The sequence below is a fragment of the Actinomadura sp. 7K507 genome, from assembly GCF_004348425.1.
In the GTDB taxonomy this organism is placed as follows: domain Bacteria; phylum Actinomycetota; class Actinomycetes; order Streptosporangiales; family Streptosporangiaceae; genus Spirillospora.
In genome coordinates this window covers 40,781-58,106 of record NZ_SMKK01000021.1, presented here as the reverse complement: position 1 = coordinate 58,106, position 17,326 = coordinate 40,781, and the positions used below count along the sequence as shown (strand labels likewise).

14 protein-coding genes and 1 riboswitch are annotated in these 17,326 nt (G+C 73.3%); of the genes, 1 reads left to right on the top strand and 13 read right to left on the bottom strand.

Annotated elements, in window-relative coordinates:
- Both E1285_RS07650 and gcvP read right to left on the bottom strand, forming a co-directional pair.
- Positions 1–766: tetratricopeptide repeat protein (locus tag E1285_RS07650; protein WP_132149525.1), on the bottom strand; the 766-nt coding region annotated here is incomplete at its 3' end.
- A 117-nt stretch (positions 767–883) separates the two neighbouring features.
- Entirely contained in the window at positions 884–3,760 is a 2,877-nt protein-coding gene (gene gcvP / locus E1285_RS07645; RefSeq protein ID WP_132149523.1) for an aminomethyl-transferring glycine dehydrogenase, read from the bottom strand.
- Positions 3,761–3,932: 172 nt separating this feature from the next.
- A riboswitch (glycine riboswitch) is annotated at positions 3,933–4,027 on the bottom strand.
- Between the two features lie 266 nt (positions 4,028–4,293).
- Here gcvP and E1285_RS07640 point away from each other — a divergent pair.
- The gene (locus E1285_RS07640) at positions 4,294–6,777 is read left to right on the top strand and encodes a flippase-like domain-containing protein (RefSeq protein WP_132149521.1); all 2,484 of its coding nucleotides are present in this window, start codon (positions 4,294–4,296) and stop codon (positions 6,775–6,777) included.
- A gap of 3 nt (positions 6,778–6,780) precedes the next feature.
- Here E1285_RS07640 and E1285_RS07635 read toward each other — a convergent pair whose 3' ends face one another.
- The 11 genes from E1285_RS07635 to E1285_RS07585 form a co-directional block, all read right to left on the bottom strand.
- Positions 6,781–7,383 (bottom strand): MerR family transcriptional regulator, encoded by a 603-nt coding sequence (locus E1285_RS07635; protein ID WP_207946463.1) that lies wholly within the window; start codon positions 7,381–7,383, stop codon positions 6,781–6,783.
- Positions 7,384–7,833: 450 nt separating this feature from the next.
- Positions 7,834–8,304: a bifunctional nuclease family protein gene (locus E1285_RS07630; protein ID WP_067468341.1), complete on the bottom strand. Its 471-nt coding sequence runs from the start codon at positions 8,302–8,304 to the stop codon at positions 7,834–7,836.
- 142 nt (positions 8,305–8,446) lie between these two features.
- A complete protein-coding gene (locus tag E1285_RS07625) occupies positions 8,447–9,148 on the bottom strand; it encodes a MerR family transcriptional regulator (protein WP_347814063.1) in 702 nt (233 codons plus the stop codon).
- Between the two features lie 76 nt (positions 9,149–9,224).
- Positions 9,225–9,761 carry an FHA domain-containing protein gene (locus tag E1285_RS07620; RefSeq protein WP_132149517.1) on the bottom strand — a complete coding sequence of 179 codons (537 nt, stop codon included), beginning with the start codon at positions 9,759–9,761 and terminating at the stop codon, positions 9,225–9,227.
- A 311-nt stretch (positions 9,762–10,072) separates the two neighbouring features.
- Positions 10,073–10,840, bottom strand: coding sequence for a DUF881 domain-containing protein (locus tag E1285_RS07615; protein WP_132149515.1), 768 nt, complete (start codon positions 10,838–10,840; stop codon positions 10,073–10,075).
- The gene (locus tag E1285_RS07610) at positions 10,837–11,169 is read right to left on the bottom strand and encodes a small basic family protein (protein ID WP_132149513.1); all 333 of its coding nucleotides are present in this window, start codon (positions 11,167–11,169) and stop codon (positions 10,837–10,839) included. Before E1285_RS07610 ends, E1285_RS07615 begins: the two co-directional genes overlap by 4 nt.
- Before the next feature lie 74 nt (positions 11,170–11,243).
- Positions 11,244–11,933 (bottom strand): response regulator transcription factor, encoded by a 690-nt coding sequence (locus E1285_RS07605; RefSeq protein ID WP_207946462.1) that lies wholly within the window; start codon positions 11,931–11,933, stop codon positions 11,244–11,246.
- Positions 11,934–12,106: 173 nt separating this feature from the next.
- Positions 12,107–12,745, bottom strand: a complete 639-nt coding sequence (locus tag E1285_RS07600) for a LysE family translocator (RefSeq protein ID WP_132149511.1) — start codon at positions 12,743–12,745, stop codon at positions 12,107–12,109.
- Between the two features lie 91 nt (positions 12,746–12,836).
- Positions 12,837–15,335, bottom strand: coding sequence for a mannose-1-phosphate guanyltransferase (locus tag E1285_RS07595; RefSeq protein ID WP_132149509.1), 2,499 nt, complete (start codon positions 15,333–15,335; stop codon positions 12,837–12,839).
- Positions 15,332–16,021, bottom strand: coding sequence for a CDP-alcohol phosphatidyltransferase family protein (locus E1285_RS07590; RefSeq protein ID WP_132149507.1), 690 nt, complete (start codon positions 16,019–16,021; stop codon positions 15,332–15,334). Before E1285_RS07590 ends, E1285_RS07595 begins: the two co-directional genes overlap by 4 nt.
- A gap of 93 nt (positions 16,022–16,114) precedes the next feature.
- On the bottom strand, positions 16,115–17,284 hold the full coding sequence (locus tag E1285_RS07585; protein ID WP_132149505.1) for a sensor histidine kinase: 1,170 nt from the start codon (positions 17,282–17,284) through the stop codon (positions 16,115–16,117).
- Between the last annotated feature and the right edge of the window lie 42 nt (positions 17,285–17,326).

Sequence of the window (17,326 nt, the reverse complement as noted above, 5' to 3'; positions counted from 1 at the left end):
GCCCCCGCCGCCACACCCCGCCCGCCTCGGCGGCGCGTCCCCGCAGCGGCAGCGTCCGCGCCAGCAGCTCGGTGGCCAGCGGCCCCACCTCCGCGTCGGCCGGCTCCTCCCCCAGCGCCGCGCCGAACGAGCCGATCGCCTGGTCGAGGTAGGAGATGCCGAGCGCAACGGCGAGCCGCGCGTAGGCGTAGGAGTCCGCGCCACGGTCGATCAGCTTGAGCCCCGCGGTCAGGACGCGCTGGGCGCGGGCGGGGTCACCGCGCTCCAGCAGCCGCTGCGCGAGGTCGTGCGCGGCGGGCGGCCCGTACTCGGGGTCGCCGGTCCCGAGCACGGCCTCCCAGTGCTCCCGCGCCGCGCCGAAATCACCGGCGTCGTCGGCGATCCTTGCGAGCGCCAGGTGGGCGGGCGGCAGGTAGGCGTCGTTGCCGAAGTCGACCACCACCCGCCAGGCGGGCGCCGCCTCGCCGTGCTCACCGGCCCGCTCGTGCGTGAGGGCCAGGTGGTAGGCGGCGCGCGGCCCGTATTCGGCGTCCCCGGTGGCGATCGCGGCCCGGTCCGCCTCGCGCGCCCGCTCCACGTCCCCGGAGTCGTCGAGGACGACGGCCAGCCCGAGCGCGGCCTGTGCCCGGAACGGCGTCCCGCCGAGCGCGAGCACCTTCTCGAACAGCAGCGCCGCCCGCTCCGCCTCACCGCTCTCAGCGAGGTTCCGCGCCTCCTCGCACAACTGCTCCGGATCGTCGGCCACAGGCTCCGCTGACTCGCTCATCCGTCTCTCGCCCTCTGAAGATCGGCGTCCGCCCAGAGCCTAGCCGTGTTCCCGCGGTGGCGGCCGGTGTCGCCGACAGGTTTTGGGCGGCTCGCCATCCCGGCTTGACGGAACCGCTCAATCCTCGAACGCCTCCGGGGGCGGGCAGGAGCACAGGAGGTTGCGGTCGCCGTAGGCCTGGTCGATGCGGCGGACGGGCGGCCAGTACTTGTGCTCGCGGAGGGCGGGCAGGGGGTAGGCGGCCTCCTCGCGCGAGTAGGGGTGCTTCCAGTCGTCGGAGACCAGGGCCGCGGCGGTGTGCGGGGCGTTCTTGAGGGGGTTGTCCTCGCGGTCGTGGCCGCCGTCGGCGACGCGGCGGATCTCGCGCCGGATCTCGATCATGGCGTCGCAGAAGCGGTCGAGCTCGGCGAGGTCCTCGGACTCGGTGGGCTCGATCATCAGGGTGCCCGCGACGGGGAACGACAGCGTCGGCGCGTGGAAGCCGTAGTCGATGAGCCGCTTGGCGACGTCCTCGGCGGTGATCCCCGTCTCCTTGGTGATCTTGCGGAGGTCGGCGATGCACTCGTGGGCGACCAGGCCGTTCCGGCCGGTGTAGAGGATCGGGTAGTGCGGGCCGAGCCGGGCGGCGAGGTAGTTGGCGCCGACGATGGCGCCCTCGGTGGCGGCGCGCAGGCCGTCCGGGCCCATCATCGCGATGTACGCCCAGGAGATCGGCAGGATGCCCGCCGAACCCCACGGCGCGGCGGAGATCGGGCCGACGCCGGTCTCGGGCCCGGCCTCCGCGCGGAGCGGGTGGTTCGGCAGGAACGGGGCGAGGTGCTCGCGCACGCCGATCGGGCCGACGCCCGGCCCCCCGCCGCCGTGCGGGATGCAGAACGTCTTGTGCAGGTTGAGGTGGGAGACGTCGGAGCCGAACTCGCCGGGGCGGGCGAGGCCGACGAGGGCGTTGAGGTTGGCGCCGTCCACGTACACCTGGCCGCCCGCGTCGTGCACGGCCGCGCAGACGTCGGTGATCGTCTCCTCGAAGACGCCGTGCGTGGACGGGTACGTCACCATGATCGCGGCGAGCCGGTCGCCGTGCTTGTCGATCCTGGCGCGCAGGTCGTCGAGCGCCACGTTGCCGCCCTCGTCGCACTTGACGACGACGACCCGCATCCCGGCCATGACGGCGCTGGCGGCGTTGGTGCCGTGCGCGGACGACGGGATCAGGCAGACGTCGCGGTGCTCCTCGCCCCGGGAGGCGTGGTAGCCGCGGATGGCGAGCAGGCCGGCCAGCTCGCCCTGGGAGCCGGCGTTCGGCTGGACGGAGACCTTCGCGTACCCGGTGATCTCGGCGAGGGCGTCCTCCAGTTCGCCGATCAGCTCGACGTAGCCGGCGGCCTGGTCGACGGGGGCGAACGGGTGGACGTCGGCGAACTGCGGCCAGGTGATCGGCTCCATCTCCGCGGTGGCGTTCAGCTTCATCGTGCAGGAGCCGAGCGGGATCATGGAGCGGTCGAGCGCGATGTCCTTGTCCTGGAGCCTGCGCAGGTAGCGCAGCATCGCGGTCTCGGAGCGGTGCGCGTGGAAGACGGGGTGGGTCAGGTAGGGGCTCTCGCGGCGCAGCCCGTCCGGGAGCGCCTCGGCCGCCTCCGCCGCACCGGCCTCCGGGACGCCGAACGCCGCCAGGACCGCCGTGACGTGCTCGGGCAGCGTCGTCTCGTCACACGCGATCCCGACGTGGTCGGCGTCCGCCTGGCGGAGGTTGACCCCGCGCTCCCGGGCCGCCCCGGCGACCTGCGCGGCCCGGCCGGGGACGCGGGCCAGGACGGTGTCGAAGAACGCGTCGTGCACGATCTCCACCCCGCCCGCGCGCAGCCCCGCGGCGATCTCGGCGGCCCGGCGGTGCGCCCGCTGGCCGATCGCGGCCAGCCCCTCCGGCCCGTGGTAGACGGCGTACATGCTCGCCATGACGGCGAGGAGGACCTGCGCGGTGCAGATGTTGCTGGTGGCCTTCTCGCGCCGGATGTGCTGCTCGCGGGTCTGCAGCGCGAGCCGGTGCGCGACGGAGCCGTCGGCGTCGACGGAGACGCCGACGAGGCGCCCCGGAAGCTGCCGCTGGATGCCCTCGCCGACCGCCATGTAGCCGGCGTGCGGGCCGCCGAAGCCGTACGGGACGCCGAACCGCTGCGCCGAGCCCACGGCGATGTCGGCGCCGGACTCGCCCGGCGGGCGCAGCAGCGTCAGCGCGAGCAGGTCGGCGGCGACGACGGCCTTGGCGCCGCGCTCGTGCGCCTGCCCGATGACCGGTTCCAGGTCGCGGACGGCGCCGGACGCGCCGGGGTACTGCAGGAGCACGCCGAAGAAGTCGCCGTCCGGCAGGCCGCCGGACAGGTCGGCGGTGACCACCTCGATGCCGAGCGGGACCGCCCGGGTCCGCACGACCTCGATGGTCTGCGGGAGCGCGTCGGCGTCGATCAGGAACGCCCCGGGCTCCGTGCGCCTGGAGACGCGGTGGGCGAGGGCCATGGCCTCGGCGGCGGCGGTCGCCTCGTCCAGCATGGACGCGTTCGCGACCGGCAGCCCCGTCAGATCGCTGACCACGGTCTGGAAGTTCAGCAGCGCCTCGAGGCGCCCCTGGGAGATCTCCGGCTGGTAGGGGGTGTAGGCGGTGTACCAGCCGGGATTCTCCAGGACGTTGCGCATGACGACGCCCGGGGTGATCGTCCCGTGGTAGCCGAGGCCGATCATCGACGTCAGGACGGTGTTGCGGGCGGCGAGTTCCCGCAGCCGGTCCAGCGCGGCGGTCTCGCTCAGCGCGGGCGGCAGGTCCAGGGGGCGGGACGTGCGGATCCCGGCGGGCACGGCGTCGTCGATCAGGGCCTCGACGCCGGAGTAGCCGATGGCGGCGAGCATCCGGGCCTGGTCGCCCGGCGCGGGACCGATGTGCCGGTCGGCGAACGTGGAACGGGGATGCTGGGGCGAGGCCACGGGGGCGAAGAACTGGGCGGTCATGGAGAGCCTCCTGGCTTCTGCGGTCGCTCAGGTCCGCCGCCGGCACGGGGCCGGCGGGCGGGTCTCCCCCTCTGTCATCGGCACCTGAGAGCTTCCCCCGCGCGGCGGGATTTCCCCTTCGGTGAGCCGCCTTCCCCGCACGCGGGAATCGACGCCTGCTTTCCAGAGGTGCCTCGTCCGAGCGGTCCTTTTGCCTGAGAGGTTCCGGGGAGGTTGCCCCTTCGGCGCCCCACACTGGCGGCGTGGGGTCTCTCCCGCACAGGGTCGACGGCATGTCCTTGCACGAACCCTACCCAAAACCGGCACCGTGCTGATCCCGGCCCGGCCGGTACCGGCGGCCCGGCGGCCCCCGGGCGGTACCAGCGAGTAGGATATGGTCGCTTGACCTGGGAGGTAACGGGCCTCGGGGCCTCCGGACGAGATGGGGCCGCGAGGTGATCACGTGACGGCGGAGCGGTACCGGCCGCTCGACTGGGCGCCGCCGGTTCTGGGACGCTGATCACGATGACGGACGGTCAGGGCGGCGGTGGCGCGTGACGCAGATCCGCGACGAGACGGTGCGCCCCAGGCAGGGCGCGACCGCCGGTGTGCCCGTCGACGAGCCCGCCCAGCCGGACCGGATCCGCCGCCCGTCGGACGCGATCAGGTTCGCGGCCTCGGTGACCGGCCTGGCGGCGGTGATGCTGCTGGTGTCGTTCGCGAAGGGGACGACCCACGGCCTGCAGAACGACATCGCGGAGGGCACCGCGCACGCGCCCTGGCTGCTGCTGTCGCTGGCCACGCTCATCTCCAGCTTCGGCGTGCTGGCCGTGCCGATCGCGTTCGGCATCGAGCGGCTGTTCCACAAGGACGGCACCCGCGTCGCGATCGCGCTGCTGGCCGCCATGATCGCGTTCGGGCTCACGGTGGGGCTGGACGACCTGGTCGTGCCGGCCGCGCCCGGCGGAGTGCTGGACTCGCTGATCTGGGGCGGCACGGAGTCGGCCCCGGTGCACACCGACATCGCCCCCGTGATCGCGTTCGTCAGCGCGGTCGGGATGGCCGGGCGCGCCCGCTGGCAGGCCGTGACCTGGACGATGATCGGGCTGGCGGCGCTGACCGGGCTCACCGCCTCCTACGCGTCGGTCTCCGCGCTGGCGGCCACCTACTTCCTCGGCCGCGCCATCGGCCACGGCACCCTGTACGTGGTCGGCACGCCGAACCCGCGTCCCGCGGGCGCCACGGTCGTCACCGCGCTCGAACGGCTCGGGCTGCGCCCCAAGCGGGCGGCGCGCCTCGGCGACCCCGCCGACGGCTCCGAGGAGACCCGCAGGTACGGCGTCGTCCTCGCCCCCGGGCCCCCGCCCGAGGACGCCGGCCGCGCCGCGCGGGTCCCCGCGGGCGGCGGGCATGGCGAATGGGACCTCGAGCTCCACGTCCTGGACCGCGACCAGCAGACCGCCGGGCTGCTGTACCGCGTCTGGCGGCTGCTGCGGCTGCGCGCCACGACGACCGGGCGGGCGCTGCGCTCGCTGCGCCGGTCGCTGGAGCAGGAGTCGCTGATGGCGTACGCGGTGGAGGCGGCGGGCGCCCGCACTCCCCGCCTGGTCGGCACGTCGGAGGTCGGCACGGAGGCGGCGCTGCTCGCCTACGAGCACGTGCCGGGGCGGCGGCTCGCGGACGTCCCCGACGAGGAGATCACCGACGCCCTGCTGGAGGACGTGTGGCGGCAGTTCCGCAAGATGCAGGCGGGACGGCTCGCGCACCGGCGGCTGCAGGACGGGGCGATCGTGGTCGGCGCGGACGGCAGCGCCTACGTCACCGACCTGCGGGCAGGGGAGACCGCGGCGGGCGACCTGGCGCTGCGGCTCGACCTGGCGCAGCTGCTGACGACGCTCGCGCTGCGGGCCGGGCCCGAGCGGGCGGTGGGCACCGCCGTCCCGGTGCTGGGCGCGGAGGCCCTGGCCGCCGCGGTGCCGCTGCTGCAGCGGGTCGCGCTGTCGCGGGCGACCCGGACCGCGCTGCGGCACGACCGGGACCTGCTGACCCGCATCCGGGAGCAGATCGTCCGGCTGAAGCCGGAGACCGAGGACGCGCCGGCCAGGCTGGAGAGGTTCCGGCCCCGGACGATCTTCAGCATCGTGGCGCTGTCGATCGCGGCCTACATCGTCATCCCGCAGCTGGCGAGCCTGGACGTGGGGACGCTGGCGTCCGAGGCGAGCTGGCACTGGGCCCTCGCCGCGCTGGGCGCGGCCGCCCTCACCTACGTCGCCGCGGCCTTCATGCTGATGGGGTTCGTCCCAGAGAGGCTGCCGCTGGGGCGGACGGTGGTGGTCCAGGTCGCCGCGTCGTTCGTGAAGCTGGTGGCGCCGGCCGCGGTGGGCGGTGTCGCCGTCAACACCCGCTACCTGCAGCGCTCGGGGGTGCGGCCCGGCCTGGCGGTGGCCAGCGTCGGCGCGTCGCAGCTGGTGGGCCTGGTCACGCACATCCTGCTGCTGATCCTGTTCGGGTTCCTCACCGGGTCGACGACGGAGGCGACGCAGGATCTCGCGCCGTCCCGCACGATCGTCATCGCGGTGCTGTCGCTCGGGCTGGTGGCGGGCCTGGCGCTGACCGTCCCGCGGGTCCGGCGGGTGGTCACCTCGCGGCTGAGGAGCATGTTCTCCGGGGTCGTGCCGCGGCTGGTGGACGTCCTGCAGAGTCCCAGGAAGCTGTTCACGGGTATGGGCGGGACGCTGCTGCTGACGGTGGCGTTCGTGCTCTGCCTGGAGGCGTCGATCCGCGCGTTCGGCGGTTCGCTGCCGCTGACGACCGTCGTGGTGGTCTTCCTCACCGCCAACGCGGTCGGGTCGGCGGTGCCGACGCCCGGCGGTCTCGGCGCCGTCGAGGGCGCCCTGACGCTGGCGCTGACGATCTCGGGGCTGACCGCGGAGACCGCGGCGTCCGCGGTGCTGCTCTACCGGCTTCTCACGCTGTGGCTGCCGGTCCTGCCCGGCTGGGCGGCGTTCACGTACCTGCAGCGCCGGGAGGCGCTCTGAGCGTCAGCCGGTGCGGCGGGCGCGGCGCCGGCCGGCGAGCTCGTCGTGGGGGTGCTCGTCCGCGTCGCCTGCGGTGGCGGCGCGTTCACCGGGTAGTTCCGCGAGGCTGCCCTCGACCTCCTGCCACACCCTCCCGAGCGCTATGCCGAACACGCCCTGCCCGCCCTGCAGCAGATCGACGACCTCGTCGGCCGAGGTGCACTCGTACACGCTGACGCCGTCGCTCATGAGCGTGATCTGCGCCAGGTCCCGGACGCCGCGGTCCCGCAGGTGGGTGACGGCCGTGCGGATCTGCTGCAGGGACACGCCCGTGTCCAGGAGCCGCTTCACGACCTTCAGCACGAGTATGTCGCGGAAGCTGTAGAGCCGCTGGCTGCCCGACCCGTGCGCCGGCTGCACGCTCGGCTCCACCAGCTTGGTGCGCGCCCAGTAGTCGAGCTGCCGGTAGGTGATCCCCGCCGCTGCGCACGCCGTCGGGCCGCGGTAGCCGACATCCTCCGGCGGCATCGACACCTGCGTGTCGAAGAGCAGGCCCTGCTCTCCGGCACGCCGGGACGCCATGTGCCTGTCGGGGGTCGCCTTGCCCTCGCCGCTGCTCACCGCCACGCGGACCTCCGGCTCATATCATCCCGTGGCGCTTCGTCAAGGGGGTTCGACGAATTACACCACGGGTGTTCCACCAGCACGGTAGGTGCCGGTCAGGGTGTGGTCAACGTTCACCGTCGGCGCGTCGCATGCCCGGATGAACCGGCTTCACGTGGGCAAACTGCGCACCTCCACCGCCTCACCACTCCTACCCCGATGCTCCCCGGCCAAAAACCGCCAGGTCCAGGGCGATGCACAACCAATCGCGCCACGGCATGAACATACACCCGAGAGTGACATTCCCCACTCACCCGAGACATCCCCCGCCCGCCGATAGGCAGGGCGAAACCCCCGCCGGGGGGTGCGGGGGCTGTGCCCCTAGTCCGGGCCCCGAGGGGCCCCGGGGTGACACAGGGTGTGCGAGCGCGGGGAGCAGGTGTGCTTGCGACCACACCCCTCCCCGAGCACGGACTAGCCGGCGCGGCCGAAGTCCTCCGGGGAGATGGTGTCGAGGAACTCGCGGAACTTCTCGACCTCGTCCTCCTGCTCGTCCGGGATGGCGACGCCGGCCTCTTCGAGGACGTCCTCGCTGGCGAAGATCGTGGCGCCGGTGCGCAGGGCGAGGGCGATGGAGTCGGACGGGCGGGCGCTCACCTCGACGCCGTTGGAGAAGATGAGGTCGGCGAAGAAGATGCCTTCGCGCAGCGCGGTGATGTTGACGGTGCGGAGCTGGACGCTGAGGGCGTCCAGCACGTCGCGGAACAGGTCGTGCGTGAGGGGGCGGGCGGGCAGCACCCCCTGCTGGGCGAAGGCGATCGCGGTCGCTTCGACCGCCCCGATCCAGATGGGCAGGTAGCGATCGCCCTCCGTCTCCTTCAACAGGACGATCGGCTGATTGGAGGGCATCTCGACCCGGACGCCGACGACCTCCATCTGCTTCACTGCGGCTCCCTGCTGGTTCTCGCTGTCTCGATCACCACGTGCAGCGGATCGATTCGTGACCGAACCCTGTAGCCAACGTACACCCAGCCCCGGACAGCTCGTGATGCCGCGGGTCGGCAAAATCCTCCCCCGCCGCCCATGATCAGCGGTCGAGGCTTTCGCGGATACCGGCGTCGACCAGCGCGGCGTGGAGCCTGACCGACAGGGCGGCGATCTCCCGCGCGGTCTCGGCGGCCTGCTCGTGGGCGCCCTGGCTGCGGCGGCGCAGCTGCGGCGCGACCATCTGCTCGATGAGGCCGGCCTGCCGGTCGGCGGCGGCCTTGACGGCGCGCAGGTGCCGCACCTCGAAGCCGAACTCGCCGAGCGCGGCGGCGGCCCGCGCGATGCTCAGCGCGTCGCCCTCGTAGTGCGCGCCGGTCCGCCGGACCAGCCCGTACTCCTCCAGCCGGGTCAGGAGCGCGTCGTCGATGCCGGCGCCGTCGACGAGCTGGCGGCGCGTGAGGCGGACGGCCGGGTCCTCGGCGGTGGTGTCGGCGGCGACGAGCGTGCGGGGCCGGCGCGGCGCGGCGGGGCCGGCGGGATGGCCGGAGCCGAGCGGGGGGACGTTCTCGCCGCGGTCGCGCGCCTCCAGGTGCTGCCTGATGACGCGCAGCGGCATGTAGTGGTCGCGCTGCGCGGTGAGGACGAACCGGAGCCGCTCCACGTCGGCGTCGCCGAACTTGCGGTAGCCGGACGGGCTGCGCTGCGGTTCGACGAGGCCCTCGGACTCCAGGAACCGGATCTTGGAGATGGTGATGTCGGGGAACTCCGGCCGGAGCAGGCCGAGGACGTCCCCGATCGTCATCAGGGACCGGGCTGGCTGCGCGTTCAGGGCCCCTCCCATCGTCGCCGCGACCTCGTCCTCGCCCGCCGCTCGCCGGTCAGCCGTGCGCCGGGTTGGTCAGGAACACCAGCCGGAACTTGCCGATCTGCACCTCGTCGCCGCCCGACAGCGCGGCCTGGTCGATCCGCTGCCGGTTGACGTAGAGGCCGTTGAGGCTGCCCACGTCCCGGACGGAGAACGCGGAGCCCTGGCGGGAGAACTCGGCGTGCCGGCGGGACACCGTGACGTCGTCCAGGAAGATGTCGCTCTCGGGGTGCCGTCCGGCGGACGTGCGGTCCTTGTCGAGGAGGAAGCGGCTTCCGGCGTTGGGGCCCCGCTTGACCACCAGCAGGGCGGTCCCCGGGGGGAGCGCCTCCATGGCCATCTGGTCGGGGCCGACCGGTTCTTCGGCGCCCGCGTCGGTGTCCAGGGCCTCGAAGCCGCCGATGGAGATCGTCGAGGTGGACTCGCCGGGCGACTCGCGAGGGGGCAGCGGTGACGGCGAACTCCGGGTCAGCGGAGTGCCGCAGTTCGAGCAGAAGCGGGCATCATCCGGGTTGGCGTGACCGCACTGCGTGCAGTAGACGCTCGGCATCGATCGGCTCGGCCTCCTACCATCGGCGTGCCGCCCGCGGCCGTCCCGCCGCAGCGGGAGCCGCCTGCGCCACGCGCATCCATCAAACCAACCCACGCCGGGGACCCGCCCCCGACCACGGTCCAACTCACCGGCCGCTCACGCGACGGTCGCCAGAACTTACGCGGGTATTACCCGAGGGGTCAACTGGAACGGTGAGCCGACTGGACCAAACTACATTCGTCAATGATCGCAGGTCCATGCCGCCGCGCGGACGGCCCAGATCGCGACGCATGCGCCAGACCCCCGGATTACCGCTTCCCCGTTCCCCTCTACTGAGACCGTATCGCGCCGACGGTCACTTTCGCGCGCGGGTCGATCAGGACGGTGGCGCCCGCCTCCCGCAGCGTTTCGGCCAGGCCTCCGGGGATGTTCAGCGCGGTCGCCAGCGTGTGGGGGTCGCCGATGGCCAGGAAGCGGTACGGACGGGTGAGGGTCCGCCCGTCGGCCTCGATGCCGTGGCCGCCGTCGATGAAGTAGGTGCCGACCCCGGCGCGCACGTCGTTGACCTGGACGACCTCGGCGCCCGCGTCGCGGAGTTCCTCCAGGGCGTCCAGCAGGTCGATCGCCTTGACGCCGCCGCCCGGGTCGTTGACCACCAGTTCGATGCCGGGTCCCTCGGCGGGGAGGGTGCCCGCAAGGATGCCGGAGGTGGTGGCCCGCTCGCGCGCCTGCGCCAGGGCGGTCCCGCCTTCCGCGTCCCGGTCCGGCCCGGCCTTCGCGTCCTCCAGTTCCCGCAGGTCGCCTCTCAGCCGCTCGGACCGCCGGCCCAGATCGGCCAGGACGCCGACGAGCTCGTCCTGCCGGGCGGCGGCGAACGTGGTGTCCCGCGCGGTGGACCGCACCTGGACGGCGACCGCGAAGCCCAGCACCAGGCACAGCAGCCCGGTGGCGAGCCCGGCCCGGCTGACTCGCGGACTCAACAGGCCGGTGAGCACGCGCGGGCCCGCGGGAGCCGCCGGACACCCGTCCGCGTCCTCGCTCGCGGACCCGTCTCCGGGCGCTTCTCCGTCGCCGTGCGCCTTCCCGTCGCCGCTCATGCGCCGACCAGCCTCCGCCGTATGCCCGCCACGTTGGCGAAGATCCGGATGCCGAGGGCGACCACGACCCCCGTGGACAGCTGGGAGCCCACGCCGAGCTGGTCGCCGAGCAGGACGATCAGTGCCGCGACCACGGTGTTGCCGGCGAAGGACACCACGAACACCTTCTCGTCGAAGATCCCGTCCAGCCGCGCCCGGAGGCCGCCGAACACGGCGTCGAGCGCCGCGACGATCGCGATCGGCAGATACGGCCGCAGCCAAAGGGGGACGTCCGGCTGGAGCAGCAGGCCCAGCGCCACGCCGAACACCAGCCCGATCAGCGCGATCACTTCCGGTTCACCCCTCCCCCCGCCCGGCGGCGCCGCCGTGGTGCCGGCGGTGCGGCCGGGCCGGCCGGGCGGCTTCAGCCGTCCCGGGGCATGCGGAGGATGTACCCCACCCGCGGCACCGTGTGGATGAGGCGGGGGTCGCCGTCGTCCAGCTTGCGGCGCAGGGAGCTGATGCAGGTCTGGACGACGCCGTGGCCGCCGCCGAAGTCGTACTGCCACACGTGGTCGACGATCTGCCGCTTGGTCAGGACCCTCCCGGAGTTGAGGAGCAGGTAGCGCAGCAGCGTGAACTCGGTGGGGGTCAGGTCGATCAGGACGCCGCCGCGCCGCACCTCGTAGGCGTCCTCGTCGAGCTCCAGGTCGGCGAACGCCAACCGGGCCCGTTCCCGCGCGCCGGGCCGGGTGCGGCGCAGCACGGCGCGGATCCGCGCGATCAGCTCCTCCAGGCTGAACGGCTTGGTCAGGCGGTCGTCCCCGCCGAGCGTGCGGCCCGTGATCTCGTCGCCGGCGTCGCGGGCGGTGAGGAAGACGACCGGGGCCTCGCAGCCGTCCAGCCGCAGCCGGGCGCGGGCGTCCGGGCCGGACACGTCCGGCAGCATCGCGTCCAGCACGATCAGGTCGGGGCCGAAGCGCGGGACGGCCGCCAGCGCCTCGGCGCCGGATCCGGCCACGGCCGTCTCGAAGCCCTCGTAGCGCAGGGCGGTCGCGACGAGGTCCGCGAGGCGGGCCTCGTCGTCCACGACGAGGATCTTGGTGGGCGTCACGCTGCCAGTCTGTCCGCTGAGCGCCGTGGCCGCACCGCGAGCGTTCCGCGGACATTCTCGGAGATCGTCGTGCGGACGTGTCAACAGCGATCTCACGGGACCGTTCGAACGGAACCCGCGGAGCGAGCCGCCGCGGCCGGCGCGTGGACGGGTCGTCCGGGTCCGTGCCGACCTCAGGCGGCGGCGGGGCGGCCGAGGCCCATGTGAACGGCGAGTCCGGCGAGCACCGAGCCCATCAGGTACCGCTGCGCCCGCTGCCAGGCGGGCCGCCGGGCCAGGAAGACGGCGATGCCGCCGGCGCCCAGCACGATGAGCGCGTTCACGGTGATCGCGACGGTGATCTGGGTGAGGCCGAGCAGCATGCTCTGCACGGCGACGTGACCGCGTTCGGGGTCGACGAACTGCGGCAGCAGCGACACGTACAGGATCGCGATCTTGGGGTTGAGCAGGTTCGTGACCAGCCCCATCGTGAACAGCCGGCGCGGCCGGTCGGCGGGCAGGTCGGCCGGGGCGAACGCCGTCGTCCCGCCGGGCCGGACCGCCTGCCAGGCGAGCCAGAGCAGGTAGAGCGCCCCGCCCACCTTGATGACCGTGTAGAGCTGCGGGACGAGCGTGAAGACGGTGGTGATCCCGGCCGTGGCGGCGACGACGTAGACCAGGAACCCGGCGGCGACCCCGGCCAGCGAGATCAGGCCGGAGCGGCGGCCCTGCGTGACCGACCGGGACACCAGATAGACCATGTTGGGGCCGGGCGTGAGGACGAGGCCCAGCGCGACCAGGGCGATGGCCGCCATGGCGGTGAACGAGATCATTGCGCTCCCGACGTCTCCAGGAGCCTCCGATGCTATGCGACCGCGGCGCGCTCGCTCCCGCCGGGGAACGCCCCGCCCGGCGGCGGACGGGTCAGGAGCCCGCGCGTTCGACGACGACGGCCCATTCCTCCAGGAGCGCCTGGGCCGCGTCCGCGTCCGGTCCCTCGGCCCACAGGTGGGTGACCGGCTCCGTGCGGTCGGGGAGGACGAGCACCCAGCAGCCGTCGTCCTCGACCACGCGGACGCCGTCGGTGGTGTCGACCGTGCGGTCCCCGGCGGCCTCCACGACGTGGCGCATGACGCTGCCCTTGGCCGCCCACGGCGTCGGGACGGAGCGGCGGAGCAGGTGCGCGTCCGGGATGCGGCGGTCGATCTGCGACAGGGTCAGCCGGGTCCGGGCGACCAGGCCGACGAGGCGGACGAACGCCGCGATCCCGTCGACCGTGCCGCTGAACTCCGGCATCAGGAACCCGCCCCGCCCGTCCCCCGCGAAGATGACGCTGGGCTGGGCGGCCGCCTTGGTGAGGACGTCCTGGGACGTGGACGTCCACTCGACCTGGACGCCGTGGAAGCGGCACACCTGCTCGGCGACCCGCGTCGTCGTCACCGGCAGCGCGACCTTGCCGCCCCGCCGCTCCGCCGCGACCAGGTCCAGCATGACCAGGAGGGCGCGGTCGTCGCCGACGAGCTCGCCGTTCTCGTCCACCAGGGAGATCCGCTCGCCGACCGGGTCGAACCGGACGCCGAACGCGGCCCGCGACGACGACACCAGCTCGCCCAGCCGCTCCAGGTCGCGCATCCGCTCGGCGAGCGTCTCGGTCGGGTTGGCCTCGTCCAGGCCGGCGTTGCGGGTGAGGACCTCCACCCCGACCTTGCCGAGCAGGTTGGGCAGGACGAGCGAGGCGACGCCGCCCGCGCAGTCCAGGACGATCTTCAGCCCGGCCTCGCGGACCCCGCGGATGTCGACGCGGCGCAGCAGGTCGCGGGTGTAGGTCTCCACGACGCGCGGCGGGTAGGTCAGCTCGGCGATCTCGCCGGGGAACGCGCGGCGGTACTCCTGCCGGCCGAAGACGCGCTCCAGCTTGCGCTGCGCGGCCTGGGACAGGTCGGCGCCGTCCGGGTCGAGGAAGAGGATGTCGACGCCCTGCGGGTCGCCGAGCGTGGTGCGGATGTAGATGCCGCCGACGCTGTCCTCGCGGCCGGTCTCGAACCGGGCGACGGTCAGCGGGGTCGCCTCCAGGTCGTGGACGTTGATGGCGCTGGCGGTGAGCGCGCTGTTCACCGCGCGTTTCAGCGTGCGGGCGGCGCGGGAGACGTCCCGTCCGGTGACGACCGTGGTGCCCTTCTTCAGCGTCGTCGCGTACGCGCTGGCGAGCCGCACCGCCAGCTCGGGCGTGATCTCCACGTTCACCAGGCCGGACACGCCGCGCGGCCCGAACAGGTTGCGCTGCCCGCGCGACTCCCAGATCACGCTGGTGTTGACGACGGCGCCGGCCTCGATGGTCTTGAACGGGTAGACCTTCACGCCGCTGGAGACGTACGCCTCCGCCTCGATCACGCACTCGTCCCCGATGACCGCGCCCTCCTCGACGCGGGCGCCGGACATGATGTCGGTGTTCTTGCCGACCACGCAGCCGCGCAGGTTCGTGGACGGCGCGACGAACACGTTGTCGTGGACGATGGCGCGGTGCAGGAAGGCGCCCTCCTTCACGACCACGTTGCTGCCGAGGACGGTGTACTCACGCAGTTCGACGCCCGCCTCGACCTTGGCGTAGTCGCCGATGTAGAGCGGGCCCTTCAGGACGGCCTCGGAGTCCACCTCGGCGCCCTCGGCGACCCAGACGCCCGGGGACACCTCGAACCCCTCCAGGTCGATGCCGACCTCCCCGGACAGCATGTCGGCCTGTGCCTTGAGGTAGCTCTCGTGGGTGCCGACGTCCTCCCAGTAGCAGTCGGCGACGTAGCCGAACAGCGGGGCGCCCTCGGCCAGGAGCTTGGGGAACACGTCCCCGGACCAGTCGACCGACTCCCCCGCCGCGACGTGTTCGAGGACCTCCGGCTCCATCACGTAGATGCCGGTGTTGACCGTGTCGGAGAACACCTGGCCCCACGTGGGCTTCTCCAGGAAGCGCTGCACGCGGCCGTCGTCGTCCACGATGATGATGCCGAACTCCAGCGGGTTCGGGACGCGCTTGAGGCCGATCGTGACGAGGGCGCCGTTGTCCTCGTGGAACCGCACCATGTCGGTCAGGTCGATGTCGGTGAGCGCGTCCCCGGAGATGACCAGGAACCGGTCGTCGCGCAGCGCCTCCTCGGCGTTCTTGACGCTGCCCGCGGTGCCGAGCGGTATCTCCTCGGTCGCGTAGCTCAGCGACATCCCGAGTTCCTCGCCGTCGCCGAAGTAGTTGCGGATCAGCGCGGCCAGGAACTGGACGGTGACGACGGTCTCGCTGAACCCGTGCCGCTTCAGCAGGCGCAGCACGTGCTCCATGATCGGCCGGTTGACGAGCGGAAGCAGCGGCTTGGGCTGGTTGGCGGTCATCGGACGCAGCCGCGTCCCCTCGCCTCCCGCCATCACGACGGCCTTCATCGGGGGGTCTCAGCTCCCTTCTGGTCGCCGGCCGGCGGTTCCGCGCCCGGGTCGCCCGGTCGCCCCCGTCCGGGCGCGGGGTCCGGCCCGGAGGCCGGGGACGAGATGCGGCCGGCCAGCGCCAGCTGCCGCGTCTGCGCCCAGTAGAGGACGGCCGCCCACCAGTACAGGGCCGTCCCCCAGATGGCGAACGACCATCCGGTGACCTTCGCCGCCGTCGCCGCCGCGCCGTCATGGTCGCCCAGCAGCAGCAGCGGGAACGCGTACAGCAGGCAGAGCGTCGCCGCCTTGCCGATGAAATGCACCGGAAGCGTCCCGCTGTAGCCGAGCCGCCGCACGATCGGCGCGATCGGCAGGATCGCGAACTCGCGGGCCACCAGTGCCACCACCAGCCACACCGGGATGATGTCGCGGATCGTGAGCCCGATGAGCGTCGCCAGGATGTAGAGGCGGTCGGCCGCCGGGTCGAGCACCGCCCCGAGCTTGCTCATCTGGTTCAGCGCGCGGGCCAGCTTGCCGTCCAGCCAGTCGGACAGGCCCGCGACCACGAGCACGCCGATCGCCCACCAGTCCGCCTCGATCAGCACGAGCCAGAGGAACAGCGGGACGCCCACGAGCCGCGCGAGGCTCAGCGTGTTCGGCACCGTGAAGATCCGGTCCTGCGGGGCTTCCTGCTGTGTGCTCACCGACGCTCTCGCCTCCCCTGGTCCCTTGATCCTGACTCTATCGGTAAGGCTTTTCAAAGCCCCCGATGACGTCGCCCGGCCCCGCCCGGGGGGTCACCGGGGGGCGGCGACGTCCGCGGACGGGAAGACGGCCGTGACCACGAACCCGCCGCCGTCGCCCGGGCCGGCGTCGAGCTTTCCGCCGACGCTGCGTGCGCGCTCGATCATCCCCAGGACCCCGAACCCCTCGGGCGTCCCGCCGGACGGGCCCCTCCCGTCGTCGGCGATCCGCACGACCAGACCGCCGGCGTCGCGGGTCAGGCTGACCGCCGCGCGGCGCGCCGCCGCGTGCTTGACAACGTTGGTCAGAGCCTCCTGGACGATGCGGTACGCCGCGACGCCGAACTCCGGCGGCAGGGGCCCCGCGGCGCTGAGGCCCGCGGGGTCGAAGTCGACCTCCAATCCGGCGCCGCGCGCGGCCTGCACGAGGTCCGCGATGCGGTCCGCGCCGGGCAGCGTCCCGGACGACGCGACGTCGGTCCCCCGCAGGACCTGGAGGGTGCCGCGCAGCTCGGTCCGGGCACCGCGGCACGTTTCGGTGATCGACGTGAGCGCCTCGGCCAGTTCCTCCCGGTCGAGGGGCTGGTCCCGGCGGATCAGGTGCGCCGCGGCGCCGGCCTGGACTCCGATGACCGTGATGCTGTGCGCGAGGAGGTCGTGCAGGTCCCGGGCGATCCGGAGCCGCTCCTCGGCGACCCGGCGGCGGGCCTCCTCCTCCCGGGTCCGCTCCGCGCGCTCGGCCCGCTCGGTGATCGTCGCCAGCCGCGCCCGGTGCACCCGCCACACCTGGACGGCGATCACGACGGCGACGACGGCCTCGATGACCGCGATCTGCTCGTGCAGCGAGGCGCCGCCGACCCGCATCGCCATCCCGAGCACGCACACCGCCAGCAGGAACACCGCGACGGTCACGACGATCCGCACCCGCCGTCCGAGCACCGCGTAGGCGAACAGCGCGATCACCTCGGCGGGCACCAGCGCGTGGTGCTGGTACTGCGCCAGGTGATAGGGCAGCACCAGGACCACCAGGGCGGCCAGCCCCGGCGCGGGCCACCGCCTGATCAGCGCGAGCGGAACGTGCGCGGCGGCCAGCAGCAGCGCGCCGGGCACGTCCAGCGCCCGCACGCCCGGCCACATGACCGCCACCACCGCGGCGGCGACCGCCAGCGTCGCCGCGAACAGGGCGTCCCTCGCCGTCACACCACTTCGGAGCACCGTCGCCACCCGCTCATTTTCCCCGCCCCTCGCGATCATCGCGCACCGCCC